Origin of the sequence: Pseudomonas sp. WS 5071, assembly GCF_012985765.1 — a bacterium.
Taxonomy (GTDB): domain Bacteria; phylum Pseudomonadota; class Gammaproteobacteria; order Pseudomonadales; family Pseudomonadaceae; genus Aquipseudomonas; species Aquipseudomonas lundensis_A.
Map to the genome: position 1 here is coordinate 78,708 of NZ_JAAQWY010000017.1, position 20,732 is coordinate 99,439.

Annotated in this window: 18 protein-coding genes; 8 read left to right on the plus strand and 10 right to left on the minus strand. The window is 57.1% G+C overall.

What is annotated here, in order from left to right; all coding sequences use genetic code 11:
- Positions 1-86: 86 nt before the first annotated feature.
- The 6 genes from HBN61_RS12480 (at position 87) to HBN61_RS12505 (ending at position 8,062) form a co-directional block, all read left to right on the plus strand.
- A complete protein-coding gene (locus HBN61_RS12480; RefSeq protein WP_047279100.1) occupies positions 87-1,073 on the plus strand; it encodes a phosphate ABC transporter substrate-binding protein PstS in 987 nt (328 codons plus the stop codon).
- Positions 1,074-1,249: 176 nt separating this feature from the next.
- Positions 1,250-3,535 (plus strand): ABC transporter permease subunit, encoded by a 2,286-nt coding sequence (locus tag HBN61_RS12485; protein WP_094994117.1) that lies wholly within the window; start codon positions 1,250-1,252, stop codon positions 3,533-3,535.
- 15 nt (positions 3,536-3,550) lie between these two features.
- Complete coding sequence (pstA, locus tag HBN61_RS12490; protein ID WP_094994118.1) at positions 3,551-5,221, plus strand: phosphate ABC transporter permease PstA; 1,671 nt, start codon at positions 3,551-3,553, stop codon at positions 5,219-5,221.
- Positions 5,222-5,320: 99 nt separating this feature from the next.
- On the plus strand, positions 5,321-6,154 hold the full coding sequence (gene pstB, locus HBN61_RS12495; protein WP_094994119.1) for a phosphate ABC transporter ATP-binding protein PstB: 834 nt from the start codon (positions 5,321-5,323) through the stop codon (positions 6,152-6,154).
- 85 nt (positions 6,155-6,239) lie between these two features.
- Positions 6,240-7,001 carry a phosphate signaling complex protein PhoU gene (phoU, locus tag HBN61_RS12500; protein ID WP_094994120.1) on the plus strand — a complete coding sequence of 254 codons (762 nt, stop codon included), beginning with the start codon at positions 6,240-6,242 and terminating at the stop codon, positions 6,999-7,001.
- 161 nt (positions 7,002-7,162) lie between these two features.
- The gene (locus HBN61_RS12505) at positions 7,163-8,062 is read left to right on the plus strand and encodes a response regulator (protein ID WP_094994121.1); all 900 of its coding nucleotides are present in this window, start codon (positions 7,163-7,165) and stop codon (positions 8,060-8,062) included.
- A 15-nt stretch (positions 8,063-8,077) separates the two neighbouring features.
- Here the strand turns inward: HBN61_RS12505 and HBN61_RS12510 are convergent, their stop codons facing one another.
- The 10 genes from HBN61_RS12510 to HBN61_RS12555 all read right to left on the minus strand — a co-directional run bounded on the left by HBN61_RS12510 (position 8,078) and on the right by HBN61_RS12555 (position 17,867).
- Complete coding sequence (locus tag HBN61_RS12510) at positions 8,078-10,039, minus strand: DUF7844 domain-containing protein (protein WP_170046887.1); 1,962 nt, start codon at positions 10,037-10,039, stop codon at positions 8,078-8,080.
- Complete coding sequence (locus HBN61_RS12515; protein ID WP_170046888.1) at positions 10,036-10,356, minus strand: DUF2388 domain-containing protein; 321 nt, start codon at positions 10,354-10,356, stop codon at positions 10,036-10,038. The genes HBN61_RS12510 and HBN61_RS12515 overlap by 4 nt, the downstream gene beginning before the upstream one ends.
- 26 nt (positions 10,357-10,382) lie before the next feature.
- Entirely contained in the window at positions 10,383-10,676 is a 294-nt protein-coding gene (locus HBN61_RS12520; RefSeq protein WP_170046889.1) for a DUF2388 domain-containing protein, read from the minus strand.
- A gap of 147 nt (positions 10,677-10,823) precedes the next feature.
- Positions 10,824-11,141: a DUF2388 domain-containing protein gene (locus tag HBN61_RS12525; protein ID WP_094994125.1), complete on the minus strand. Its 318-nt coding sequence runs from the start codon at positions 11,139-11,141 to the stop codon at positions 10,824-10,826.
- A gap of 296 nt (positions 11,142-11,437) precedes the next feature.
- Positions 11,438-11,653 carry a DUF1127 domain-containing protein gene (locus tag HBN61_RS12530; RefSeq protein ID WP_094994126.1) on the minus strand — a complete coding sequence of 72 codons (216 nt, stop codon included), beginning with the start codon at positions 11,651-11,653 and terminating at the stop codon, positions 11,438-11,440.
- 318 nt (positions 11,654-11,971) lie between these two features.
- Complete coding sequence (gene scpC / locus HBN61_RS12535) at positions 11,972-13,462, minus strand: succinyl-CoA:acetate CoA-transferase ScpC (protein WP_094994127.1); 1,491 nt, start codon at positions 13,460-13,462, stop codon at positions 11,972-11,974.
- Between the two features lie 182 nt (positions 13,463-13,644).
- Positions 13,645-15,081 (minus strand): NAD(P)(+) transhydrogenase (Re/Si-specific) subunit beta, encoded by a 1,437-nt coding sequence (locus HBN61_RS12540; RefSeq protein ID WP_094994128.1) that lies wholly within the window; start codon positions 15,079-15,081, stop codon positions 13,645-13,647.
- Positions 15,078-15,401: an NAD(P) transhydrogenase subunit alpha part 2 gene (locus HBN61_RS12545; RefSeq protein ID WP_003438157.1), complete on the minus strand. Its 324-nt coding sequence runs from the start codon at positions 15,399-15,401 to the stop codon at positions 15,078-15,080. The genes HBN61_RS12540 and HBN61_RS12545 overlap by 4 nt, the downstream gene beginning before the upstream one ends.
- Before the next feature lie 11 nt (positions 15,402-15,412).
- The gene (locus HBN61_RS12550; RefSeq protein WP_170046890.1) at positions 15,413-16,534 is read right to left on the minus strand and encodes a Re/Si-specific NAD(P)(+) transhydrogenase subunit alpha; all 1,122 of its coding nucleotides are present in this window, start codon (positions 16,532-16,534) and stop codon (positions 15,413-15,415) included.
- A 436-nt stretch (positions 16,535-16,970) separates the two neighbouring features.
- Positions 16,971-17,867 (minus strand): LysR family transcriptional regulator, encoded by an 897-nt coding sequence (locus HBN61_RS12555; protein ID WP_094994131.1) that lies wholly within the window; start codon positions 17,865-17,867, stop codon positions 16,971-16,973.
- 158 nt (positions 17,868-18,025) lie between these two features.
- Here HBN61_RS12555 and HBN61_RS12560 point away from each other — a divergent pair, with 158 nt between their 5' ends.
- Entirely contained in the window at positions 18,026-19,207 is a 1,182-nt protein-coding gene (locus HBN61_RS12560) for an acyl-CoA dehydrogenase (protein WP_094994132.1), read from the plus strand.
- 15 nt (positions 19,208-19,222) lie between these two features.
- On the plus strand, positions 19,223-20,443 hold the full coding sequence (locus HBN61_RS12565) for a CaiB/BaiF CoA transferase family protein (protein ID WP_170046891.1): 1,221 nt from the start codon (positions 19,223-19,225) through the stop codon (positions 20,441-20,443).
- The last annotated feature ends 289 nt before the right edge of the window (positions 20,444-20,732 follow it).

Here is a 20,732-nt window from a genome sequence, read left to right on the forward strand (position 1 = left end):
ATTGTCACAATCGGTTCATAGAGTAGTCACATGGCCTGCAGATACTGGCCCCCGATTCATCTAACCCCGTTTGCTAGGAGTAAGGCATGAGACTGAAGCGTGTGATGGCGGCCCTGACTTTTGTCGCCGCAGGCGTTGCAACTGCGAATGCGGTTGCCGCGGGTGTTGATCCGGCAATCCAGCCGTACGTTAAGACCACTGGTGTGTCGGGTAACCTCTCCAGCGTTGGTTCCGATACCCTGGCGAACCTGATGACCTTGTGGGCTGAGGCCTACAAAAAAGAATACCCGAACGTCAATATCCAGATTCAGGCTGCCGGTTCCTCGACCGCGCCCCCTGCGATTACAGAAGGCACCGCTAACCTGGGCCCGATGAGCCGCAAGATGAAAGACAACGAACTGGCAGCCTTCGAGCAGAAGTACGGCTACAAGCCGACCGCCATCCCGGTGGCCGTCGATGCCTTGGCGGTGTTCGTGCACAAAGACAACCCGATCAAGCACATGACCATGGAGCAAGTTGACGCTGTCTTCTCCTCCACGCGTCTGTGTGGCGGCAAATCGGACATCAAAACCTGGGGTGACCTGGGAGTGACCGGCGATCTGGCCAACAAGCCGGTGCAACTGTTTGGTCGTAACTCGGTGTCCGGTACGTACGGCTACTTCAAAGAAGAAGCCTTGTGCAAAGGTGACTTCAAGCCAAACGTGAACGAGCAACCGGGCTCGGCCTCGGTGGTGCAGTCGATCAGCAGCTCGCTGAACGGCATCGGTTATTCGGGCATCGGTTACAAGACCGCCAGCGTGAAAACCGTGCCGCTGGCCAAGAAAGGCAGCACTGAGTTCGTTGAAGACACTGAAGAGAACGCATTGAACGGCAAATACCCGCTGTCGCGTTTCCTTTACGTGTACGTGAACAAAGCACCGAACAAGCCGCTGAACCCGCTGGAAGCCGAGTTCATCAAGCTGGTGCTGTCCAAACAAGGTCAAGAAGTCGTGGTCAAGGATGGCTACATCCCGCTGCCCGCCAAAGTTGCTGCCAAAGCCTTGGCCGACCTGGGTTTGAAAGAAGGCGCATAACCCTGTAGTTGCTGCCTCAGGCTGTAATCAAGGCATGCAGCCTGCGGCCGCGACATCAGGTTCTGAGCCCGGTAACTACTTAATTTTCCACTCCGCTGCCAGCCCCACTGGGCAGCGGCTTTTTTGCGTCACTGCTTTGTCATCTTTTTGTCATACAGGACCGCTAGGGTGTGCGCATGAATGATCTGGCCAATTCCCCAATGACTACGACATCCGCTCCCAAGCGCATTGATTTCAATACGCCTGAACTGCAACGCAAGCGCCGCATCCGCGCGCTTAAAGATCACCTGACCCGCTGGTATGTATTTATCGGCGGTCTTGCCGTGCTCGGCGCGATCACCCTGATTTTCTTCTTCCTCGGGTATGTGGTGCTGCCACTGTTTCAGGGCGCCGACCTGAATGCCAAGCAGGCGATTACGCCTGTGTGGATGCAGGACGCAGGCAAGCCGTTGATGCTGTCGGTTGAAGAGCAGAATCAGGTCGGTATGCGCGTGTCCGATCAGGGCATGGTGCTGTTTTTCAATGCCAAGAACGGCGATGAGCTCTCCCGCGTGAACCTGCCGCTGCCTGCCGACACTCATGTGACGTCGCTGGGTGAGGATCAACCGGGTAACCCGGTGGTGGCCTTGGGCTTGTCCAATGGCCAGGCGCTGGTGTTCCGCCACACGTATAAAGTCAGCTACCCGGATGGCAACAAGACCATCACCCCGGCCATCGAATACCCGTACGGTCAGGCGCCTGTCGCGCTTGATCCTCAAGGGCGTGCGCTGGATCACGTGAACCTCAGCGTGAACGATTCAACGCTGGTGCTGGCCGGTTCTACCGGCGCGCAGTTGCACGTGCTGTCGTTGGCCAGTGAAGAAAACATGATGACGGGTGAGGTCACGAACTCCGAAACCCGCATCGAGTTGCCGCAGATGACCGAGAAGGTCAAAGCGTTGTACATCGACCCGCGTCAGCAATGGCTGTATGTCATCAATGGTCGTGCTCAAGCGGACGTGTTCAGCCTGCGCGAAAAAAGCTTGAATGGCCGTTACAAATTGGCTGAAGACGCCACCACTGAAATCACGGCCAGTACCCAGTTGGTGGGTGGCATTTCGCTGATCCTGGGTGATTCCACCGGCACCCTGAGCCAGTGGTTCATGGCCCGCGACCCAGATGGTGAACAGCGTTTCAAGCACATTCGCAGCTTCAAAATGGGCGACTCACCGATTGTTGAAATCACCGCCGAACAACGCCGCAAAGGTTTCCTGGCGCTGGACGCCGCAGGTGAAATTGGTGTGTTCCACAGCACCGCGCACCGTACTCTGCTGGTCGAGAAGGTCGCTGAAGGCCCCGGCATCATGGCGCTGTCACCACGCGCCAACCGCATCATCGTGGAAGAGGGCGGCAAGCTGCTGCCGCTGACCTTGAAGAACCCGCACCCGGAAGTGTCCTGGAGCGCGCTGTGGAGCAAGGTCTGGTACGAGAACTACGACGAACCGAAATACGTCTGGCAATCAACTGCGGCCAACACCGACTTCGAACCGAAGATGAGCCTCGCGCCTTTGACCTTCGGTACGTTGAAAGCCGCGTTCTACGCGATGTTGCTGGCTGCCCCGCTGGCAGTTGCCGCGGCTATTTACACCGCTTACTTCATGGCCCCGAGCCTGCGCCGTAAGGTCAAGCCGGTGATCGAACTGATGGAAGCGATGCCGACAGTGATTCTGGGCTTCTTCGCCGGCCTGTTCCTGGCCCCGTATGTGGAAGGGCATTTGCCGGGGATTTTTAGCCTACTGATGCTGTTGCCGATCGGGATTTTGCTGGCGGGCTTCACTTGGAGTCGTCTGCCGGAGTCCATCCGCCTGCGCGTGCCGGATGGCTGGGAAAGCCTGATTTTGATTCCGGTGATTCTGTTCATTGGCTGGCTGTCGCTGTACATGAGCCCGTTCATGGAAGCATGGTTCTTCGGCGGCGACATGCGCTTGTGGATCTCCCACGACCTGGGTATCACCTATGACCAGCGCAACGCTCTGGTCGTCGGCCTGGCGATGGGTTTTGCAGTGATCCCGAACATTTACTCGATTGCTGAAGATGCCGTGTTCAGCGTGCCGCGCGGCCTGACGCTGGGTTCGCTGGCGCTGGGTGCCACGCCGTGGCAAACCATGACCCGCGTGGTCATCCTGACCGCCAGCCCGGGCATTTTCTCGGCACTGATGATCGGCATGGGCCGTGCGGTAGGCGAGACCATGATCGTGCTGATGGCCACTGGCAACACGCCGGTCATGGAAATGAACCTGTTCGAAGGCTTGCGGACTTTGGCGGCGAACGTGGCGGTGGAGATGCCTGAATCCGAAGTGGGCGGCAGTCACTACCGCGTGCTGTTCCTCTCGGCGTTGGTGCTGCTGTTGTTCACCTTCATCATGAACACTCTCGCCGAGCTGATCCGTCAGCGTCTGCGCAAGAAATATTCGTCGCTTTAAGGAAGGTAGAAGTCTGTGAAACAGAATTCCCTCAAAGGTTGGTTCAAGAGCGGCGCCCCGGGCGTCTGGATCAGCGGTGGCGCGGTGTCGCTCGCGGTCATCATGACCATTGGTTTGCTGGCAGTGATTGCCGTGCGCGGGCTGGGCCACTTTTGGCCGGCTGATTTGGTGCTGGCGCAGTACAACGTGCCGGGCTCAGCCAATCACGTGGTGCTGGGCGAAGTGGTGCAAAAGGAAGAAGTGCCCCGCGAACGCCTGAAAAGCGCCGGTTTACCGGTGCCGGAACAAGGCCCCGAATTCATGACCCGCGAGCTGATCAAGGTCGGCAACCGCGACCTCAACGGCAACGACTTTTCGTGGGTGGTGGGCGAGTGGCTGACCGACCAGAAGACGCCGCCCGAGTTGCTGGCGGTCGAGCGTCGCGAGTGGGGTAACTTCTACGGCTATCTGGTCAATGTGAAAGAAAACGGCAAGGTGATTGCCGAAGGTGAAGCGGCGTGGCCTGAGCTGCAGGCGCGGGTCAAGCGCGTTAACGAGCTGGCCAAGCAACTCAGCCAGCTGGAAAAGAAAGACATCGGCGCCATCAACTATGGGCTTGAGCGGATTCGTCTGCAGGGCCGCAAGCTGGAGCTGGAAGGCAAACTGACACCGCAAGCCCAAGCGGACATGGAAGCCGAACGTGCCGAGCTGAATGCGCGCTACAAAGCGATTGAAGACCGCTTGGGTGATCTGCATGCCCAGTTCAATCGCGACAGCCTGACGGCCCGCGATGCCAACGGTAAAGAGCTGGAAATCAACATCGGCAAAGTGGTCAAGGCCTACCAGCCGAACGCCATGAACAGCTGGCAGAAGCTGGCGATGTATTTCAGTAACATTTGGGAATTCCTCAGCGAAGACCCGCGAGAAGCCAACACGGAAGGCGGTATTTTCCCGGCGATTTTCGGCACCGTGATGATGACCCTGATCATGGCTGTGATCGTGACCCCGTTCGGCGTGCTGGCGGCGGTGTACCTGCGTGAATACGCCAAGCAGAACACCCTGACCCGCGTGATCCGTATTGCTGTGAATAACCTGGCCGGTGTGCCGGCAATTGTGTACGGCGTGTTTGGTCTGGGCTTCTTTGTGTACGTGCTGGGCGGGTCGGTTGACCGACTGTTCTTTGCCGAGGCACTGCCCGCGCCAACCTTCGGTACGCCGGGCCTGATGTGGGCCTCGCTGACGCTGGCGCTGCTGGCCGTCCCGGTGGTGATTGTGGCCACTGAAGAGGGGCTGGCGCGTATTCCGCGTACGGTGCGCGAAGGTTCGCTGGCGCTGGGTGCGACCAAGTCCGAGACGCTGTGGAAGATCGTATTGCCGATGGCCAGCCCGGCCATGATGACCGGCATGATCCTCGCCGTGGCGCGGGCAGCGGGTGAAGTGGCACCGCTGATGCTGGTGGGTGTGGTCAAGCTGGCGCCGTCGCTGCCGCTGGACGGCAACTACCCGTACCTGCATTTGGACCAGAAGATCATGCACCTGGGCTTCCATATTTATGACGTGGGCTTCCAGAGCCCGAACGTTGAAGCCGCGCGGCCGCTGGTATACGCCACGGCGCTGCTGCTGGTGCTGGTGATCGCGACCCTGAACCTGTCGGCGGTGTGGATTCGCAACCACCTGCGCGAGAAGTACAAGGCGCTGGAAAGCTGATAACGAACATAGATGGCAGGCGCGGCCCATCGGCCCTTCTGCCAACGAGAAGCCCGGTTTTTAGTAACCGGAACGAATTTTTAGCGTATGGAGCAACCCATGCAGCATGAATCCACGTCCCACGGCATCAACATGTCGGCCTTGGGTCGCAGCAAACAAAGCTTGAACCTGGCCAATGAAGAAGTCGCCATTGAAGTCCCGGGGTTAAACCTTTATTACGGCGACAAGCAGGCATTGTTCGACGTGAGCCTGAACATCCCGAAACAACGGGTGACTGCGTTCATCGGGCCGTCGGGTTGCGGCAAGTCCACGCTGCTGCGCACATTTAACCGTATGAACGATCTGGTGGACGGTTGCCGCGTCGAAGGTGAAATCAACCTCTACGGCCATAACATCTACCGCAAGGGCGAAGACGTGGCCGAGCTGCGTCGTCGTGTGGGCATGGTGTTCCAGAAGCCCAACCCGTTCCCCAAGACCATCTACGAAAACGTGGTCTACGGCTTGCGCATTCAGGGCATCAACAAAAAGCGCATCCTCGACGAGGCCGTGGAGTGGGCCCTTAAAGGTGCAGCGTTGTGGGATGAGGTTAAAGACCGTCTGCACGACTCGGCGCTGGGCTTGTCCGGTGGTCAGCAGCAGCGTCTGGTGATTGCCCGTACCATCGCGGTTGAACCCGAAGTGTTGCTGCTCGATGAGCCGTGTTCGGCACTCGACCCGATCTCGACACTGAAAGTCGAAGAGCTGATTTACGAGCTCAAGTCCAAGTTCACCATCGTGATCGTGACCCACAATATGCAACAGGCTGCGCGGGTGTCGGATTACACCGCCTTCATGTACATGGGCAAGATGGTCGAATACGGCGACACCGACACGCTGTTCACCAACCCGGCCAAAAAGCAGACCGAAGATTACATCACCGGGCGCTATGGCTAGTGGGAGCGGCCCCTGCCGCTTGGCGTAATGACACAATTGGCTGGCCGCCTGGCGCGTGCCGCTCACCGATTTGCGGAGCAGAACCATGATTTCAAAGGATGGCCTCACCCATCACATTTCCGCGCAATTCAACGCGGAACTCGAAGAAGTGCGCAGCCACTTGCTGGCCATGGGCGGGCTGGTCGAGAAGCAGGTTAACGACGCGGTCACGGCGTTGATCGAGGCCGACTCCGGGCTGGCTCAGCAAGTGCGTGAAATTGACGAACAGATCAATCAGATGGAGCGCAACATCGACGAAGAATGCCTGCGCATTCTGGCCCGCCGTCAGCCTGCGGCCTCTGACTTGCGGCTGATTATCAGCATTTCCAAGTCAGTCATTGACCTGGAGCGCATCGGTGACGAGGCGACAAAAATTGCACGCCGTGCGATCCAGCTCTGTGAAGAGGGCGAAGCGCCGCGCGGTTACGTAGAAGTGCGGCACATTGGCGATCAGGTGCGCAACATGGTGCGCGATGCCCTGGACGCTTTCGCCCGTTTCGATGCTGACCTTGCGCTGTCTGTGGCGCAGTACGACAAAATCATCGACCGCGAATACAAAACGGCACTGCGTGAGCTGGCCACTTACATGATGGAAGACCCGCGTTCGATTTCGCGGGTGCTGAGCATCATTTGGGTACTGCGTTCGCTGGAGCGGATTGGCGACCACGCACGCAATATTTCGGAGCTGGTGATCTACCTCGTGCGCGGAACGGATGTGCGCCATATGGGCCTCAAGCGTATGCGCGAAGAAGTTGAAGGCACGGGTGTGGATAACGCTAATGTTCCGCAGGTGCCTGACGATAAATAAGACTGCCCGAGATTAAAAACGCCCGGCTTTAGCCGGGCGTTTTACGTTTCGGCGTTCACATTCAGGCGCTCTGCGAACGTAAAGTCATTCGGGGTGCCCCCAAGATTTGGCACATGGCCATCATTCGGCGCATGCTAGTCAAGATTTCAAAGGAGCAGTCGATGAGCAAGGTCAGTGTGTTGGTGGTGGATGACGCGTCGTTTATTCGCGATTTGGTCAAAAAGTGCCTGCGTAACTACTTCCCGGGCATCAAGATCGAAGACGCGGTTAACGGTCGCAAAGCCCAGGCCATACTGGCCCGCGAAACCTTCGACCTGGTGCTGTGTGACTGGGAAATGCCTGAAATGTCCGGCCTTGAGCTGCTGACCTGGTGCCGCGAGCAAGATCACTTGAGAACCCTGCCGTTCATCATGGTCACCAGCCGTGGCGATAAAGAGAACGTGGTGCAGGCGATTCAAGCGGGTGTGTCGGGTTACGTCAGCAAGCCCTTTACCAACGAGCAGTTGCTGACCAAGGTCAAACACGCACTGAACAAGGCCGGAAAGCTCGAAACCCTGCTGGCCAGTGCGCCGACGCGGATGAACTCGGCATTCGGGAATGATTCGCTCAATGCATTGACTGGCGGCAAGGCTCAGACCGTGGCTGCAACGCCTGCCGCTGCGCCTGCACCCGTTGCACGCCCGGCAGTCGCAGCCAAACCTGCGGCAAAGGCACATACACCTGCAGGGCGTGGTCAGGGTCAATTGCGCCTTTCCAGTGGCACACAGGCATGCGTCATTAAGGCCTTGAGCCTCAAGGAGGCGCTGCTGGTGGTGCGTCGTGGCGACGTGCTGCCTCAAGTGCTGGAAAGCGCCGTGCTTGACCTAGAGCAGGGCGAGAGCGCCGAGGTGGCACGTCTCAATGGTTACCTGCATGCGGTCGTTGCCTACGAGCCCAAGCCTGACAGCGACTGGTTGCAACTGACCTTCCGCTTTGTGGATCAGGATGCCGCGAAGATGGGCTACCTCTCGCGGCTGATCGCCCATGGCACCGCACAAAAACACTTTGTGCCCGGTGCGTAACCACTGAACACAGGCTTACGGCAATTGCAGGCCGCCTGAAGCCTTGTGAATCGCCCGCAGATGCTCACCGATCTGTTTGACGTTGGCTTCGGTCGCGGCAATTTCGGCGGCGCGGGCGGGTTCCAGCAGGCTGCGTACTTCCTTGTCCAGATCCCCGGTCAGGCGCAGTAGCTGTTGCTGGCGCTGACTGCTTTCGGATTCGAGCATTTCCCATTCTTGGGCCTGTGGCAGGCCATAGCCGCTGCTGCCCAGCAACTCCGCCGGGCGACTGAGAAAGCCGCTGCTGGCGAGAATTTCTTGAAGCGTCTTGTTGGCCTTGTCCATGCCGGCACCTTCAATGCCGCGCACTTTTAAGTATTTCTGTTTGACTTCGTCTTGAGCCAGCAATAATTGACGGCGAAACGCGGCTTGCTCAAGCAGCAACAACGCAGCGCTGGCGCGCAGATCGGCTTGTTCGACCCACGGACGTCGAGCGTCCGGACTGAGGGCGAGCCAGTCTTCGACGCTGGTTTGCTGGATCGGCAGGCGGGTCTTGAGAACATCGAACATCGCTTGATAGCGATCGCGGTAGGAGTCAAAGCGGTAACCCAAGCGCAGCGCTTCTTTCTTGTCATCCAGCACGCGGGTATCGGCCAGCCCACGCGCTTTGAGCACTTCCAGCAGGCCATTGGGCATGATGCTGTCCAGGCCCTTGAGCTGCGCGTTGTCACTGCCGCTGCGCAGCAACTTCAGGGTTTCGACCGCGCAGTTGTTGGAAATGAAGTAGTAGTTGCCGTCATAGCTCCAGTGCATCTCTGCCGCGTGCTCGACCACTTCTTCGATTTCTGGGCGGCTCAGCGTGAGGGGCACAGACGCGAGGCTGCGCAGTTCGGTCTTGGTGTATTCGTCAATCACCTGAGCCAGTGGCAAGACAAAGAGGCGCGACGGGTAGGCGCCGGTCAGGCCGTCCCAGCTCGATAACTGTACGTCGTTGACGAATGCCCGGTAGGACAACACCAGATGTTCTTGCAGGTCGAGTCGGCAATCAGGGCCGCGTGGACGGCCGGGCGCGCAGATTACCAGCCGCAACATGCTGTGGCCCCAGCGGCTGGCCCATTCCTGATTGGCTTCGGCAAGCAGGTAATCGACGGCATACACACGCTCGGGGTCGACGGTGCCGAGGGGTTGTTTGGCAAAATCATTGCCGGCATTGAGAAAGGCGAAGCCTTTGGAACATTCATCCCGGGCAGCCGGGGCCCAACCGAAGTGTTCCTTGTAGTAGCGATACAGCGCCGGGCGGCGACAGGCATAGGCCGGATCAAGGAGGAAATACTCCATGTTCACCGCGACAAACTCCCGGGGGTTGGTGACTTCGTACAAGTCCGGGCTGCGGACGATCTGGTGATTGTCTTGCTCACGCTCGCCACGACGGCCGACATATTGTTGCCAGCCGGCCAGGTCGAGCAGGCGCGGATCATCGCTGAGGGTGAAACGGCGTTCGGTTTGGCCCCGGCACCCGTCCGGCAGGCCAATCAGCCCGGCGCTGTTGTGCTGACGCGTGCAGCGCTGGATGAGCGTGCGCTGTGCGTCCGGCCACAAACGGGCGCGGTCATAAATGTGGGTCAGTTCGTGCAGCACCGTGGCGAGCATTTCCCGGCGCACAGTGCCGTGGGGGCGACTGGTTTGCTCAGTGGCGGCCGAGCCGTCGGTCAAACTCGTCAGCAGCTTGCGATTGAGATCCAGCTCGGCCACCAACGAAGCTTGCCCGTAGGCGTTGCTCGGCATGTCATCGGTCCAGCCCACCAGGATCTGGCGGTCCAGTTGCTCGATAAACCGCGGTGGCAGCTTCTGCATGGCCTCGTCCAGCAACGCCTGACTGGCCTGCTGTTCAGCCGGGCTCAGGCCGTCGCTCTTGAGTTGCAGATGCAGCGCGGCCTGGGCGCTGCTGCCGATTAGCAGCAGGCCGCAGGCGGCAAGCCAACGCGCGAGTGGCCTCACAGTGCGAGGATAGCTTCGGCAAGTTCCTGGTCGCTGGCGCTGCGAGCTTCTGGCACACGCTCACGCAAGGTGTTGAAGGCGGATTCCAACTGGACGCCGCGAATGTTGCCTTGGCTGGCAACGAAAGTGGCGGCGTCATCGTGGGCTTCACGTACCACTTTGGAGTCGCGTATCGATGTCGTGGTGTCAGACGTGAAGTCAATCGCGCGTCCGAACGCACGAACAATAATGTTACTGGTTTGCACCAGGGTTTGTGCCTGAGCCACATCGGCCAACAACAGCAGGCCAAGGGTGGCGGCAATCAACGGGCTACGCATGAACATTCTCCAGAAAACGCGGGTAGTTATTGGACGAGAATTGTTTGTGCCAGTTCAAGGTCACTGGCAGTCAATTTTGGCTGGTCCTGACGCAAATAGTGCAAGGCTGATTCCAGCCGGGAACCTCGGAGTTGGCCGTCACTGGCGATAAAAGCGGCAGCGTCATCCTGAGCGGCACGAATCAGTTTGTTTTCGAAGGGTGCTGAGGTCACTTTGCTGGTGACATACCCGGTGAGCACAGTGGTTTGCGTGCTCGTGTCGAAGGCAGCTGCAGTTTGAGTCCAGCAAAAGGCAAGTAGGGCAATTGAGAGAAAGCGCATGGGTCTCGACGTTAGTTGAGCGAGGGCCAAGGCTAGCGTAATGGGCGGGGCAGGGCAAAGTGGATGTGCCCGCTGTCCGAGGGCGAGGCTGTGCTCGGGTTACGTCGCACATAGCCTCGCGCTGCCCGGCAGCAATGGCACGGCAAATCAGAGGGTCAGAATGGCCTGGGCCAGTTGTGCATCGGACGCTTGCAGTTGTGGTGCTTGCTGACGGATGAAGTCCAGTGCGCTTTCGAGTTTCACCCCCCGGATAGTGCCTTCACTTGCCACGAAGCTTGCGGCATCGTCGCGGGCAGCGCGCACGATTTTGTTGTCGCGGATGGAGTTGGTGGCATCGGACGTCAGATCTGTAGTGGCCTTAAGCGTGCCTACAATGGCGTCTGTGGTCACGATGAAGCTGGAAGCGTGGGCGCTGGCAGCAACAGCCAGCAAAGCCGCAGCGCTGAGTAGGCGAAGAGTGGGCATGGTGATACTCCTTGGCATGAGCTTATAAGTTAGACGTTTATAAGCCGAATAGTAGGCCCGGTACCGCGCAGGGCAAAGAAGGTTTTACGGCCAAGGGCTGAAATAAGGCGAAAACGTATTGGAATCTGAAACTGTACTTGTCTATTTTTTTGAATTTATAACTGTACCTGTCGCATTAACTGCTCATAAAGAAGCCCTAAAACGACAAAACCCGTCAGCGGTTGCCCGCGACGGGTTTTGTTTTACAAATTCTGGGTGCTGGCGGTGAATCGTAAATCAGGGCCAGCGAGCGCGTGTTAGCGCCAGAACGGCTTGCTCAGCTCTTCGTAACGCTGTGCTTCGCTAATCCCGGCATCTGCCAGAAGGCGCGAGTCCAGACGAGCCAGTTGATGGCGGCTGGAAATACGGCGCTGCCACAACATCAGGTTGGCAAGTACGCGCAAAGGCATCGAGGCCTGGTTTTTGACAGTGTTGCTTTCGGTGAACAAATCGGAACTGAGGGTACGTTCCATGATGGCATCCTTCCGCTTGTGGCGGCATTGGCTAGTGGTTTAACTGGTGCCCATGATCCTCTTCCGCGTCCAGAGTCTCTAGATACAGTTCACCTGTATTGTGCAGAGCCAGTTAACTGTTTAGGGGTGCTGTACGGGCGTAAATGGGCACAACTGTACCGGTAGGCACTAAGTTGGTGCATTTTTAATCAATTTTGTATGAAATGCGGCTTGTAAGGGTAGGAAATGACCAGTACAGCAGTACAGTTTTTGGAATAGCGCGCATAAAAAAGCCGCCGTGAAAACAGTGTTTTCGTCGGCGGCTGTCTAGCTCGCGTATTACGGGAGCATTTTACCGGTTTCTTCCAGGTTGATATGCCAGCTCAACGCTTCGCGCAGAATGTGCGGGGTGTGGCCACCGATTGCACAGGCTTTGCTGAAGTAGTCGTTGAGTGCTTCACGGAAGTCCGGGTGCACACAGTTGTCGATAATCACTCGGGCGCGCTCGCGTGGCGCCAGACCGCGCAGGTCGGCCAGACCCTGTTCGGTTACCAGAATGTCCACATCGTGTTCGGTGTGGTCAACGTGGCTGACCATCGGCACTACACTGGAGATCGCACCGGCCTTGGCGATCGACTTGGTTACGAAGATCGCCAAGTGCGCGTTACGGGCGAAGTCGCCCGAACCGCCGATGCCGTTCATCATGCGGGTGCCGCAGACGTGGGTGGAGTTCACGTTGCCGTAGATGTCGAATTCCAGCGCGGTGTTGATGCCGATGATGCCGAGACGGCGCACAACTTCAGGGTGGTTGGAGATTTCTTGTGGACGCAGGACCAGTTTGTCCTTGTAGCGCTCCAGGTTGCCGAACACGTCCGTGTTGCGACGCTCCGACAAGGTAATCGAGCTGCCCGAGGCGAAGCTCATCTTGCCAGCGTCGATCAGGTCAAAAGTCGAATCCTGTAGTACTTCGGAGTACATGGTCAGGTCTTCGAACGGCGAGTCGATCAGGCCGCACATCACGGCGTTGGCGATGTTGCCGATACCGGCCTGCAGCGGACCCAACTTGTTGGTCATACGCCCGGCTGCAACTTCTTGTTTGAAGAAGTTGATCAGGTGGAACGCAATGCCGTCGGTTTCGCTGTCCGGTACAGAAACGGTGGACGGTGAATCAGGCTTGTTGGTGATGACGATAGCGACGATTTTTTCCGGCGGGATCGGGATGGCAGTGCTGCCGATGCGGTCGTCAACTTTTACCAACGGGATAGGCGTACGTGTTGGGCGGTAAGTCGGAATGTAGATGTCGTGCAGGCCTTCCAGATTCGGGTTGTGCGCCAGGTTGATCTCAACGATCACTTGTTTGGCGAAAATCGCGAAGCTGGCCGAGTTGCCGACGGAGGTAGTAGGAACGATATGACCTTGCTCGGTAATCGCGACGGCCTCAATCACAGCGATATCCGGCAGCTTGAGCTGCTGGTTACGCAGTTGCTCAACGGTTTCGGACAAATGCTGGTCGATGAACATGACTTCGCCGGCATTGATCGCCTTGCGCAGTGTGCTATCTACCTGGAACGGCATGCGACGAGCCAGTACGCCGGCTTCGGTCAATTGCTTGTCCAGGTCGTTGCCCAGGCTGGCGCCCGTCATCAGGGTGATTTTCAGCGGCGCCAGTTTGGCGCGTTCGGCCAGCGCGTGCGGAACGGCTTTGGCTTCGCCGGCACGGGTAAAACCGCTCATGCCAACGGTCATGCCGTCTTGGATAAGGGCGGCGGCTTCTTCGGCGCTCATGACCTTATCGTGTAGGGAATTTAGGCGAATACGTTCACGGTACATGGATTGTTATCTCGGGCAACGGAAGCAAGATGCGCAGTCTATTCATTTTCAAAGGCTGGCGTCCCGCTACCATGGTCGAATGCCTGACGGCGATTTAGACCCTTTGGTCGGGATCTTTGCAGAAATAAAAAACCCCGGTCAATTCAGCTCCGGGGTTTTCGGTGTGGCAGTGGCGGGGGATGTTACTCGACCGCTTTGACCATATCTTCAATAACTTTCTTGGCGTCACCGAAGACCATCATGGTTTTGTCCAGATAAAACAGTTCGTTGTCCAATCCGGCGTAGCCACTGGCCATCGAGCGTTTGTTGACGATGACGGTCTTGGCTTTGTAAGCCTCAAGAATCGGCATGCCCGCAATCGGCGATTTTGGGTCGTTTTTCGCGGCCGGGTTGACCACGTCGTTGGCGCCAAGCACCAGGACGACATCAGCCTGTCCGAATTCGGAGTTGATGTCTTCCATCTCGAACACCTGGTCGTAAGGCACTTCTGCCTCGGCCAGCAGGACGTTCATGTGGCCGGGCATACGACCTGCCACCGGGTGGATCGCGTATTTCACAGTGACGCCGCGGTGGGTCAATTTTTCGGTCAATTCTTTAAGGGCGTGTTGGGCGCGTGCAACCGCCAGGCCGTAACCCGGCACGATGATGACAGTGTCTGCGTTGGTCAGCAGGAAGGTGGCATCGTCAGCCGAGCCTGATTTGACTGGCCGGGCTTCTTGCGTACCCGCCGGGCCGCCTGCATCCGTTGCACCGCCGAAGCCGCCCAGAATCACGTTAAAGAAAGAACGATTCATCGCCTTGCACATAATGTAAGACAGGATCGCGCCCGAAGAGCCCACCAGCGAACCGGCAATGATCAGCATTGAATTGTTCAGTGAGAAGCCAATCCCGGCAGCTGCCCAGCCCGAATAGCTGTTGAGCATCGACACCACGACCGGCATGTCCGCTCCACCAATCGGAATGATGATGAGCACACCCAGTACAAAAGACAGTGCCAGCATCAGCGCGAAGGCGTTGAGGTTGCCGGTTAGCATGAAGGTGATGCCCAGCGCGAGTGTGGCCAGGCCCAGCACCAGATTCAGCGTGTGCTGACCACTGAATTGCACGGGTGCGCCCTGGAACAGGCGAAATTTGTATTTGCCTGAAAGCTTGCCGAAGGCGATCACAGAGCCGGAGAACGTGATGGCACCAATCGCAGCGCCCAAGAACAGCTCCAGGCGGTTGCCCGCAGGAATGGCGTCACCCAGTTGCTTGACGATACCCAGTGATTGCGGCTCGACCACCGCGGCGATGGCAATGAAGACCGCAGCCAGGCCGATCATGCTGTGCATGAAGGCAACCAACTCTGGCATTTTGGTCATTTCCACACGCTTGGCCATGATCGACCCCGCCGTACCACCGACCAACAGGCCGACGATCACATAGCCGATACCCGCTGTCGCTATTTCAGCGCCCAGTTTGAAGACCAGGCCTACAGTGGTGATGACCGCCAACGCCATGCCGAGCATGCCGAACAGGTTGCCGCGACGGGATGTGGTGGGATGCGACAGGCCTTTAAGGGCCTGGATGAAACATATTGATGCGATCAAATAAAGAACAGTGACCAGGTTCATGCTCATGGCTTGCGCACCTCTTCTTTGGCTTTAGGTGCTTTCTTCTTGAACATTTCCAGCATTCGCCGGGTGACCAAAAATCCACCAAATACGTTAACGGCGGCTAATGCCACAGCCAGGGTGCCCATGGTTTTGCCCAGCGGGGTGACTGTCAGCGCAGCAGCGAGCATGGCACCTACGATCACGATTGCCGAAATGGCATTGGTGACCGCCATCAGAGGCGTGTGCAAAGCAGGTGTAACGTTCCAGACCACGTGATAGCCAACATAGATGGCCAGCACGAAGATGATCAGGTTGTAGATGCCGGGGGAGATCAGCTCTTCCATTGTTTTTATCCTCAGCCGTTTTTGCGCACGACTTGCCCGTCGCGGCACATCAGGCACGCGGCGACGATGTCGTCTTCTAGGTTGATCTGGAACTGTCCTTCAGGGGTGAAGACCAGTTTGAGGAAGTCCAGCAGGTTGCGGGCATACAGCGCGGAAGCATCTGCAGCAACCATGGCGGCCAGATTGGTATGGCCGACGATGGTGACGCCGTGCTCGACCACCACTTGATCCGCGACGGTCAGCGGGCAGTTGCCGCCTTGGGCTGCGGCGAGGTCGATGACCACTGACCCCGGTTTCATTTGCGCCACGGTTTCTGCGCTGAGCAGCACTGGCGCCTTTCGCCCAGGGATCAGTGCGGTAGTAATGACGATGTCGGCCTGTTTGGCGCGTTCGTGCACAGCCAGTGCCTGACGCTGCATCCAGCTCGCAGGCATTGGCCGTGCATAGCCGCCAACGCCCACTGCGCATTCGCGCTCTTCGTCGGTTTCGTAAGGCACGTCGACAAACTTGGCACCCAGCGACTCGATCTGCTCTTTAACAGCAGGTCGCACATCAGACGCTTCGATCACGGCACCCAGGCGTTTGGCGGTTGCAATGGCCTGAAGCCCCGCAACGCCTGCGCCAAGGATCAGCACGCGGGCGGCCTTTACCGTGCCAGCGGCGGTCATCAACATCGGCATGAAACGTGGGTAATGATGGGCTGCCAGTAGTACGGCTTTATAGCCGGCAATGTTGGCTTGGGAAGACAACACATCAAGACTTTGCGCGCGAGAAGTGCGTGGCGCGGCCTCCAGTGAGAATGCGGTAATGCCATGGCTGGCCAGTTTGGCAATGGCTTCATTGCTGAACGGGTTGAGCATGCCGATCAGCACAGTGCCGCTATTGATAAGGGCCAGTTCGCTGTCATCAGGCGCAACGACTTTCAGGATCAACTCAGCGCCAAATACGTCATTGGCGCTGCCAATAGTTGCGCCGGCGGTTTCATAAGCACTGTCGATGACGCTGGCATTGATACCTGCACCCCGTTGAACAGTCACTTTATGGCCCTGGCCGATCAGCTTCTTGATGGTTTCCGGGGTTGCAGCAACCCGCGTTTCACCCGTATGGGTTTCGAGAGGAACACCAATGTGCACGTCATATCTCCTGCGTGATCTTTTATAAGAAATCCAGTGCACTTCGGATGGTGCTACTGGGGCGGCCGATCAGCACGGCCCCACCGGAATCAGGGTGGGGCGCCGCATAATGCAGGCGATTATTTAGCCCTTCAAGAACTTATGAAGGGTGACGGAATATTTACTACAAGTCATGCCGTGACCGAATGTCGCAAGTGTCGCTTTGAAGCCAGTAACGGCGTGGCTTCTAGGCATTAAAGGATGTTTTTGACTATTTTTCACATTTCTTTTAGTTATCCGCGCATAACTTTCAGAAATACCCTGCAAGCCACGTGGTTACTGGCTTACAGGTTTGTCCAGTTAGACATAAGTTTAGTCTGCTTAAAAGCGACATTTACGTATATATGTAGGGTGTTTTTATGAGGCGCTACATAACTCGTATGGACGATGTAATGCGTTAATTAAGGCTGTATTGCTGGGCTTGCTGGATAAGCCAGTCGCGAAAAGCCTTTAGTGAGGCGGACTCGATTTTGCGTTCGGGGATCATCAAGTGATAAGCCTTCGTACTCGCTAGCGTTGCAGTGTTGGCTATCACGAGGCGTTGCTCGGCTAATTCACGTTGAATCAAGAAAGGTGGGATCAATGCGATCCCCATGTCGTGCATAGCGGCCTGAGCCAGCATCGAGAACAGTTCGTAGCGCGGCCCGGTCATGTCACGGGGTACGTTCAAACCTTGTGCGTTAAACCACTGGCGCCACGCATAGGGGCGGGTGGTTTGTTGCAGTAACGGGAGTTCAGCGATTGCGTCTCGTGTAAGGCTTTTCTCGGTCGGCAGCAGGCGAGGGCTGCATACGGGGACTGGGTTTTCACCCATCAAGCGGTAGGACGAAGTACCTGACCAGTCGGCATCACCGAAATAGATAGCGGCGTCAAAGTCGGTGTCAGCAAACAGAAAGGGGCGTGTGCGGTTAGTGAGGTTGACCGTGACGTCGGGGTGCTGCTGCTGGAAGTCCTTGAGGCGCGGGAGCAGCCATTGCGTGCCGAAGGTGGGCACTACGGCGAGTTCAATCACGTTGGCACCTTGCTGCCCCATGATCGAGAGGGTGTCACGTTCGACGGCATCCAGTTGAGTCGCAATACGTCGGCTGTAGGAAAGCCCTGCTTCAGTCAGCTTAACGCCACGTTTTGAGCGTCTGAAAAGTTCGATGCCAAGGAATTCTTCGAGGCTGGCTATTTGTCGGCAGATAGCACCTTGGGTCAGAGAAAGCTCATGCGCAGCTTTGGTGAAGCTTTCGTGGCGAGCTGCCGCTTCAAAACTGATGAGTGCGGACGTGCTGGGAATCTTGCGGCGCATGTACGGCTTCCTCACTAAAGGTCTTTAAATATGGCGTTTTTGATCTCCACGGAGTGAGAAATTATCACAAGAGAGTTCCGAATCCTCGTTTGTCCTTCTATATAGGTGGGGCCTACGATCTGCCCACGACATTTGATCTATTTCGCGAGGATTCACTCATGGCGGGTAAGGCAAGCTTCAACTGGATCGATCCACTGTTGCTGGATCAGCAGCTCACTGAAGAAGAGCGCATGGTGCGCGACAGTGCTGAGCAATTCGCTCAGAGCAAGTTGGCGCCTCGTGTGCTTGAAGCCTTCCGTCATGAGAAGACTGATCCGGCCATTTTTCGTGAAATGGGAGAGACCGGTTTGCTGGGGGCCATGATCCCCGAGCAATACGGCGGCAGCGGCCTCAATTATGTGAGCTATGGCTTGATTGCGCGGGAAGTGGAGCGTGTGGACTCGGGCTACCGTTCAATGATGAGTGTGCAGTCGTCGCTGGTGATGGTGCCTATCAATGAGTTCGGCACTGAAGCGCAGAAGCAGAAATACCTGCCAAAGTTGGCTTCAGGTGAATGGATCGGATGCTTTGGTCTGACTGAGCCTAATCATGGTTCTGATCCTGGAGCGATGATTACGCGTGCACGCAAAGTCGAAGGTGGCTACAGCCTGACTGGCGCCAAGATGTGGATCACTAACAGTCCAATTGCTGATGTGTTTGTGGTGTGGGCTAAAGATGATGCCGGTGATATTCGTGGCTTTGTGCTGGAAAAGGGTTGGAAAGGCCTGAGTGCGCCTGCGATTCACGGCAAGGTAGGTTTGCGGGCATCGATTACCGGCGAAATCGTTATGGATAACGTGTTCGTACCTGAAGAGAACATCTTTCCGGATGTGCGTGGTCTGAAGGGGCCTTTCACTTGTCTGAATTCGGCCCGGTACGGTATTTCGTGGGGTGCACTCGGGGCTGCCGAGTTCTGTTGGCATACCGCGCGCCAGTACACGCTTGATCGTCAGCAGTTTGGTCGTCCACTGGCGGCCACACAGTTGATTCAGAAAAAACTGGCGGATATGCAGACTGAAATTACGCTGGCGCTACAAGGTTGCCTACGCTTGGGGAGAATGAAGGACGAAGGTACTGCTGCGGTGGAGATCACTTCGATCATGAAGCGTAACTCGTGCGGCAAGTCACTCGATATCGCTCGCATGGCGCGTGACATGCTGGGGGGGAATGGCATTTCTGATGAGTTTGGTGTGGCGCGCCACTTGGTCAACCTTGAAGTGGTGAATACCTATGAAGGCACCCATGACGTGCATGCTCTGATTCTTGGTCGGGCGCAGACAGGTCTTCAGGCGTTCTATTAATAGAGGGGGCGGCTCATGGGGGCTTTATCGCATTTGCGGGTGCTGGATTTGTCGCGGGTACTGGCCGGCCCATGGGCGGGCCAGATTCTGGCCGACCTTGGGGCTGAGGTCATCAAGGTCGAGCGTCCGGGCAATGGAGATGATACGCGCGCTTGGGGCCCGCCCTTTCTTAAGGATGCTTATGGGGAGAGTACTGGCGAGGCCGCGTACTACTTGTCTGCCAATCGCAACAAGCAGTCTGTGACGATCGATTTCACCAAGCCTGAAGGTCAGCGACTGGTACGCGAGCTGGCGGCGAAGTCTGACATTTTGATTGAGAACTTTAAGGTGGGCGGGTTGCAGGCTTATGGTCTGGACTATGCCTCGCTTAAAGACGTGAATCCGGATTTGATCTATTGCTCAATTACCGGATTCGGTCAAACGGGACCTTATGCCAAGCGCGCCGGTTATGACTTTATGATTCAGGGCCTGGGTGGTTTGATGAGTCTGACGGGCCGTCCTGAGGGTGACGAGGGGGCGGGGCCTGTGAAGGTGGGTGTGGCGCTGACCGATATATTGACCGGGTTGTATTCGACGGTTGCGATTCTGGCGGCGCTGGCTCATCGCCAACATGACGGCGGTGGGCAGCATATTGATATGGCGCTGTTGGATGTCCAGGTTGCCTGCCTGGCTAATCAGGCAATGAATTACCTGACTACGGGCGTATCGCCCAAGCGGTTGGGTAATGCCCATCCGAATATCGTGCCCTATCAGGATTTTCCGACAGCCGATGGCGACTTCATTCTTACTGTCGGCAATGACGGTCAGTTCAGGAAGTTTGCGCAGGTGGCGGGTTATGCCGAGTGGGCTGATGATCCCAGATTCGCGACTAATGCAGCCCGTGTGGCGAATCGTCTGGTGTTAGTGCCTTTGATTCGTCAGGCGACTGTGTTCAGGACAACGGCGCAATGGGTGTCTGAGTTGGAAGCGGTTGGTGTGCCTTGCGGGCCTATCAACGATTTGGCGCAGGTGTTTGAGGATCCTCAGGTGCAGGCTCGTCATTTGGCGATAGAGCTGCCTCACGTGTTGGCTGGGCTTGTGCCTCAGGTGGCGAGCCCGATTCGGTTATCTGCAACGCCAGTCGAATACCGTAATGCGCCACCCTTGCTGGGTGAGCATACGCAGGAGGTTCTGCAGCGGGTCCTGGGGATGACTTCGGGAGTGCTGGAAGGGTTGCGCAAGTCGGGTGTTGTTTAACTGCCTACCTATATAGAGGGGGCGTTAGCCCCCTCTATATAGGTAGCGGCTTTTAAGCTTTTTTGTATAATTGATAGAGTCGCTCAATTAGGGCTTGACTCAGAATTCCATCGGCCTATAATTCGCCCCACTTCCGGCGCAGTCGAAACGGAAAACTCCTTGAGATTCAAAGAGTTAAACGATTTCGAAAGTGTCAGCTTCAAGTCATCGAAGCAGGAAATGAGGTGTTGACAGCAGCGTGTAACGCTGTAGAATTCGCCTCCCGCTGACGAGAGATCGAAAGCGCAAG